The sequence below is a fragment of the Steroidobacter sp. genome (assembly GCF_016790065.1).
Classification (GTDB): domain Bacteria; phylum Pseudomonadota; class Gammaproteobacteria; order Steroidobacterales; family Steroidobacteraceae; genus Steroidobacter.
The window spans coordinates 1-6,413 of record NZ_JAEUPY010000562.1; the positions used below are offsets into that span (position 1 = coordinate 1).

At 60.4% G+C, this 6,413-nt stretch carries 8 protein-coding genes; 4 read left to right on the forward strand and 4 right to left on the reverse strand.

Features of this window, described 5'->3' with window-relative positions:
• The 3 genes from JNL55_RS23090 to JNL55_RS23100 all read right to left on the reverse strand — a co-directional run.
• Positions 1-1,410: B12-binding domain-containing radical SAM protein (locus tag JNL55_RS23090; RefSeq protein ID WP_293859581.1), on the reverse strand; the 1,410-nt coding region annotated here is incomplete at its 3' end.
• Between the two features lie 39 nt (positions 1,411-1,449).
• Positions 1,450-1,836 carry a winged helix-turn-helix domain-containing protein gene (locus JNL55_RS23095; RefSeq protein ID WP_293859584.1) on the reverse strand — a complete coding sequence of 129 codons (387 nt, stop codon included), beginning with the start codon at positions 1,834-1,836 and terminating at the stop codon, positions 1,450-1,452.
• Entirely contained in the window at positions 1,826-2,416 is a 591-nt protein-coding gene (locus JNL55_RS23100) for a hypothetical protein (protein WP_293859587.1), read from the reverse strand. The genes JNL55_RS23095 and JNL55_RS23100 overlap by 11 nt, the downstream gene beginning before the upstream one ends.
• A gap of 219 nt (positions 2,417-2,635) precedes the next feature.
• Between JNL55_RS23100 and JNL55_RS23105 the strand changes: the two genes are divergently transcribed.
• The 3 genes from JNL55_RS23105 (at position 2,636) to JNL55_RS23115 (ending at position 4,380) form a co-directional block, all read left to right on the forward strand.
• Complete coding sequence (locus JNL55_RS23105; RefSeq protein ID WP_293859590.1) at positions 2,636-2,827, forward strand: hypothetical protein; 192 nt, start codon at positions 2,636-2,638, stop codon at positions 2,825-2,827.
• Positions 2,828-2,862: 35 nt separating this feature from the next.
• Complete coding sequence (locus JNL55_RS23110) at positions 2,863-3,279, forward strand: SirB2 family protein (RefSeq protein WP_293859593.1); 417 nt, start codon at positions 2,863-2,865, stop codon at positions 3,277-3,279.
• Between the two features lie 90 nt (positions 3,280-3,369).
• Positions 3,370-4,380, forward strand: a complete 1,011-nt coding sequence (locus tag JNL55_RS23115; RefSeq protein WP_293859596.1) for a pyridoxamine 5'-phosphate oxidase family protein — start codon at positions 3,370-3,372, stop codon at positions 4,378-4,380.
• Positions 4,381-4,388: 8 nt separating this feature from the next.
• On the opposite strand, the gene JNL55_RS23120 is transcribed toward JNL55_RS23115, so the two are convergent.
• Positions 4,389-5,657, reverse strand: coding sequence for a dipeptidase (locus JNL55_RS23120; protein WP_293859599.1), 1,269 nt, complete (start codon positions 5,655-5,657; stop codon positions 4,389-4,391).
• A 258-nt stretch (positions 5,658-5,915) separates the two neighbouring features.
• On the opposite strand from JNL55_RS23120, the gene JNL55_RS23125 reads away from it, so the two are divergent.
• The coding region (locus JNL55_RS23125; protein WP_293859602.1) for a LysR family transcriptional regulator at positions 5,916-6,413 on the forward strand (498 nt) is incomplete at its 3' end.

A 6,413-nucleotide genomic window follows, 5' to 3' on the forward strand; every position in this document is an offset into this window, starting at 1 on the left:
GATGAGCGGCCGCCAGACGGCGCCGGTCAAGCGATGTTTGATCAATAGATGCCAAAAGCGATTCGAGCGTTTGTACAAGTAGCTCATCGCAAGATAAGGCAGCACGGCTCGCCAGTCCGTTGGCCGGCGGCGCCAGATCGAGGTGTGCGAAAACAAGCGGTCGTAACACCAGGCATAGCCGCGGTCGAGTTCGTCGGCACTCATGTGCTTTGGCGCAAACACCACATGCGCCGTATCGTATTTGTCCCAATCCCGATGCAGGATCCGCCCTTCCGCATCGAGCTGTCGGAAGAACGGCGTCCCAGGATACGGCGTCAGGATATGGAAGGTCGCGCATTCGAGCCGATTCGCCTCGATCCACTCGACAGTGCGCTCGAACACATCGGGCCGGTCGTGATCGAAGCCCAGCACAAAACTGCCGTTGACCTGAATCCCATAGCGATGCAACAGCGCCACCCGGCGCGAATAGTCCTCCGGCGCCGGCGAGCGCTTGTGGGCGTCGCTCAAGTTGCCGCCATTGAGCGATTCGAAACCGACGAATACACCGGTGCAGCCCGCTAGCGCCATATCGCGTACCAACGCGGGATCGTCGGTCACATCGATAGTGACGGCTGCACTCCAGATGACGCCTAGCGGCCTGAGCGCTGCACAGAGCTGCCTCAGATAGTCGGGTCGCGAGCCTAAGTTGTTGTCGACGAATACGGTGTACGGCTGACCATCGGCAGCGATCTCATCGACCACCTGCTGCACGTCACGCATCCGATAAGGCATGTGCAGACCATCGGTCGCGAGATAACAAAAGCCGCAACGATTGTGACAACCGCGCGTGGCAATCACGCTCGTCGTGGTTAGAAACGATTCGCGAGGCAGGAGCTCTCGACGCGGTGGCGGGTCGAGTCGATACGACCTCGCGTAGTTCGCCGTATAACGCGGCCGCAAAGCGCCCTGCTCGATATCTCGCAGGATCTGCGGCCACAGCTGCACACCGTCGCCAATCGCAATGGCATGCGCATGCGACGCCGCCTCGTCCGGGCACGACAACACATGCAAGCCGCCCATCACCACGATAGATCCTTGCATTCGATACCAGCGCGCCAACTCGTAAGCGCGCTTGGCAAAGGTGAGATGCACCGAGATACCGACGACATGCGGGATCGGTTCGCACGGCGGCGGACCTTGAAGCAGATTCTCATCCCAGTAACGAACCTCCCAATGCGCTGGCGTCGCACCGGCGATGCTGGTCAGCGCCAACGTCGGCGTCAGCACATGTTTGCCATAGCTCGCCCGCGGATCCTTGGCGTAGAAAGGATTGATGAGCAGCGCGAAGCATTGTTTAGGCGTGCCCTTCGCGACCGGCATCGGCAGCTTGGGCGCGACTCTCATCTCTTCGGGCACCGGCGTCATGCGCATTGTCGAGTACTCTACATTACAGAGTGCATAGGCGAAAAATCACCCGCGAGTCGCGCGGATGACGGCCTCCACGTGATCGAGATAGCGGTTCAACGCCGCCCTGCCCGGCTCGGTGATTCGATAAGCCGTGCGCGGCCGACGATCTTCGAACGACTTGGTGCAAGTCACGTAGCCCGCATCCTCGAGCTTGCGTGCGTGGCCGCCAAGATTGCCGTCGCTGATGTCGAACAAACTTTTGAGCTCGTTGAACGTCATCTCTTCGCGAACCGCGAGCGCACTCATGATGCCGAGGCGCACCCGTTCGTAGATCAAGCGTTCGGATTTGGACTCGCCATCCTCGGTCTTCATCGAGGCCACCGTCACGAGCTTGCGTCGTTGACGCGCGTTCTCAGCAACGACGACGCGTACCTTGGCTTTAGCGACCATGAGCGCCTCGACCGATCAGAATCCCGAACAGAATGTGAAGACCGCCGAACCCAAGACCGAGCAATGGAACCTGCCACTCAGTAGGCGATAGCATCGCCAAGACGCCGAGCACGACGAAACACGCGCCCATCCAAGTCACGATGGCTTTGGTCGAGACGCTCGCTGAAATCAATGCACATCCGTACAACAGCAACCACGTGCCCGGTACCGCCGCGATGCTGCCGACATTCCACAGCACAGCAGTCAACACAGCGCCAGCGAACAGCGACGGCACCAACCCGAGCGCGAGCTTGCGCCCCGGCGTTCCGCTTGCGATGAAAGCGCCAACCGAAGCTTGCTTGGTGAGCAACAGCGCACCCGCCAGCACACCGACCGGCGCGACTGCCAACCAAATGGCGAACCAATGAGGCGCGAACTGCGGTGTTAGCGAAAGCGCCGTCGCAATGAGCCCAACGACGCCCATCGCGATTCCCGCCGATCCTGGGACAGCCACGCCACCGGCCGCATCCATCGAGTCGCGGATATAGCGCAACGTCGACATCGCGTGCAGATCGAGATTGACGGTTTTCGCTGACGGCATGGGACGCGCCCTCGTGAAGCTCCCCGCCAAGTTACGAATCCGGCCTGGCATCGTCAAGTACTCTATAGTGCAGAGTTGTGATGAATCGTGGCCGCGACCGCCGCGCCGCCGACATCGCCATGACAACTGTCTGGCAGATTTGTTGTTAGGATGGCGCCTCGAAGGAACGGGGGCTTCGATTCACGGGTTCAAACACCATTGAAGCTACATGAGGACACCATGACTGCCAAAGCACCTACTGCCAAGAAGAAGGCCACGACCAAAACCGCTGCCAAGGCTGCCAAGCCCAAGGCCAGCTGGGCCGACACCATGAAAAAAGCGCTTGAGAAAAAGCAGCCCGCCGGCGGCTTTCCCGAGCAGCCCAAGCCTCGCGATTCGGGCATTCAGAAAGTGAAAAGGAACGCCTTCTGACGGCTTGCTGATTCGACGCGACGCTTCACACTGCGATGGCTGCTAGTGCGTTGGCCCAGTATTACGGGCTGATCAAGGCCATCCACATCGCGGCGGTGAGCCTTAGCGGCGCGCTGTTTTTGCTTCGTGGCGCGGCGTTACACGCCGGCATGAGTTGGCCGATGGCGGCGCCGATGCGCCGTCTGACCTATCTCGTCGACACCATCCTGTTGACCGCGGCGGTGACGCTTGCGGTCCTGATTCACCAATATCCGTTCGTGCAGGCATGGCTCACTGTCAAAGTGGTGCTGCTGGTCGTTTACATCGTACTGGGCACGTTCGCGCTGAAACGAGGGTCGACCCGCGCCATACGCATCGCGTGCTGGCTGGCGGCACTGCTGGTTTACGGTTTCATCATTGGCGTGGCCCGAACGCACCATCCAGCCGGCATTTTCGCGGGGTTTGGCAGCTGAGCGACGGCCGGTGGCCCGTTCGAGCGTGCGTTTCCAGTTGAGAATCGTTATCATCTAGACCGTTTCCCTGGTTTTGAGGGCGCCCTCGCCGTGAGCAGCCTGGTCAGCGATCTAGACACCCTGCAAGGCTTGGTCGGCAAGCTACCGGGCCCGCGCGACCTGAAAGTCATCGATTTTCTGGATGAGCATGCGCTGCGTTGGATCGCGGCGTCGCCGGTGGTGTTTGTCACTTTCGGCACGCCCACCGAGCTTGCGGTCACGGTCGCCGCCAGCGGCGAAACCGGCTTCACTCGCATCGATGAGTCGCGGCACTTCTCCTTGCCGCTGACTTCGCTGGACGATCCCCAACTCGCTCGCGAAGGCGTCGCGGTCGCCACGCTGTTTCTGGTGCCCGGCATGGAAGAGACGTTGCGAATCAACGGTCGCGTGACCAGCGTCGCCGATGGGCAAGTCGGCATCGCCGTCCATGAATGTTATTTACATTGCGCGAAGGCTTTCATGCGCTCCTCGTTCTGGAGCGCTACGCCGTCCGAGGATGTTTCGACCGATCACGCCGAGTTCGTGAGCCACAGCCGCTTCATGGCGCTGGCCACCATCGACGATGAAGGGCACGCGGATCTGAGCCCCAAAGGCGATCCCACCGGCTCGCTGCTGCAAGCTCACCAGAATGCGATTTGGTATCCGGATCGGCCCGGCAATCGCCGTATCGACAGCTTTAGAAACATCCTGACTCAGCCGCGAATTGCCGCGCTGGTGGTGATTCCCGGCTCGTTGCAGGTCATGCACATCAGCGGGCAGGCACGCGTCAGCACTGATGAGACCGTGCGCACCTCGTTCGCTGTCAGCGACAAGACACCGAAAGTGGTTACTCGTATCGAGAATGCTGAGTTGAGCGTGCGTAAGAGCGAGGCGTTAGCACGTGCGCGGTTGTGGCCGACGGTGCCGACCACCGCCGACCTCAACCCGGCAGACATCTTCAAAGCTCACGTGCAGCTGAGTCGAGAGACCGGCCTCCAGGCCACGCTGGTACGCGCGGCCGTCGCCGTTCCCGGCATGATGCGCAAGGGCTTGGAAAACGACTATAAGAACAATCTTTACTGACCCGAGCCTCAGGTCCGCTGTGCCTGTGCCGCCTTCTCTACGGCGCGGAACACGCGCAGGAAGTTGCCGCCCCAGATCTTGGCGATCTGCTCTTCGTTATATCCCCGCTTCACTAACTCGCGCGTTACGTTGAACGCATCGGCTTCGTTGCGGAACCCTTCGACGCCAGCGCCGTGATTGAAGTCCGCGCCGATGCCGACGTGCTCGACGCCGATGCGCTTGGCGATGTAGTCGATGTGATCGATGTAGTTCTGTAGCGTCGCCACAGGCTGCAACTTGCCAATAGCCGCCACGTACTGGTCTTGCCGCTCCTTAGAGAGCGCCTCATAACCCTCCGTGTAGTTGTTGCGGGTCACGTCGTAGTTGCCCTTCAAGCCATATTCGTCGCGCAGCGCCTTGATCTTGGTCAGCGACTCGGCGGATTGCTTGGCAAGGTACGGATTGAACGGCGTCACGTGCACCACGCCGCCGTTCTTCTTGATGGCGTCGAGCTCGGCGTCGCTCAAGTTACGCGTGTTGTCGACCAGTGCACGAGCGGCCGTGTGGCTCGCAATCACCGGCGCCTTGGTCAACTGTAGAACTTGAAACACGCCGTCGGGTGTCAACTGCGCCACGTCGATGACGACGCCAAGGTTGTTGAGCTTGGCAACGGCCTGCTTGCCCAGTGGCGACAGCCCTTTGTGCTCGACCTTCTCGCCCGTCGAGGGTCGCGATGAGTCGGCGAACGCGTTGTTGCCAGCATGGGTGAACGCGAAGATGCGCACGCCCTGTTGGTACAACGTATCGATACCGTCGAGTTTGCCTCCGAGCGAACGCGCATTCAGGAAGCTCGGGATAACCGCAATCTTGCCTTCGCGATGCAGCCGCTCGATGTCGTCGGCGCTGCGTGCCAGGGCCACCGCGCCGCCACTGTCGCTAACGAACGCCTGAATAGCTTTCACTTTCTGATCGGCCTCGGCCTTGGCTTGCGCGTCGCCCGCAGCGTTTCTGGGGCCCGGCCCCACTGCAATGGCTAAGGCAATGGCATCGACGCCGCCGGCCTTGAGCTTGGCCACGTCGGCCGCCGACTTGCCATCTTTGTCGTAGTAACGTTTCGGCGTCTCCGGTAACAACACATCGACATGCGTGTCGATGGTCAGCACCTTGGAATGAATCTGGCGCGCGCGTGCTTCCAAAGAAGCATCGTCGGCGCCAGCGGCCTGGGCCACTGCAGCAGCCAACAACAAAGACCCAATCAATCCACGTAGCAACCGTGGGTAACGCAGATTCGTATCCATACCAAAGCCTCGCCGAACGACGTGTGGAAACGCAGCTTAACGACGCTTCAGTCGCTGTGTCGGTACACGCGAGGAAACATATCAGTTACAAATCGACGCAACGTCGCGGAACTCTCATCTGTGACCGTTCGCAGACCACTGTCTTGCCAACTTCGCTTCATTTGTAGATAGCCACTCTTTCTATGCGAACAGTCTCGTTTGGAATAACGTAATCGCCACGATGCTCATAGAAAACAAACGCGCAGGATGGACTCGCGCATGACCCTTACTCAATTACGCTGCTTCGCCGCCATCATCGATGCCGGGCTGAACATCACCGTGGCCGCGAAGAAGATGCATGGCACGCAGTCCGGACTTTCCAAGCAAGTGAAACAGCTGGAGGATGAACTTGGCTTCCAGCTATTCACCCGCCGCGCACGCAGCTTGAAGGCACTCACGCCGGAAGGACAGCGCGTGCTCGAGCACGTTCGTCCGCTGCTCGATCATGCGAGAAACATTCGTGCACTCGGTGCCAACTTGCGCAACGCCGCCGATGGCGAGCTGCACATCGCAACCACTCACACGCAGGCTCGTCACGTCCTGCCGCCCGCCTTGGCACGGCTGAAGAAGTCGTTCCCCAAGGTCATCGTGCATCTCGCGCCCGGCAACAACAACGAATCGCTGGCACGACTGCGACACGGCGAGTCGGATCTGGCCATCGTCAGCACCGGCAATCATCCGCCGGATGCGGACATCGCGCTGCCGTTGTATCGCTGG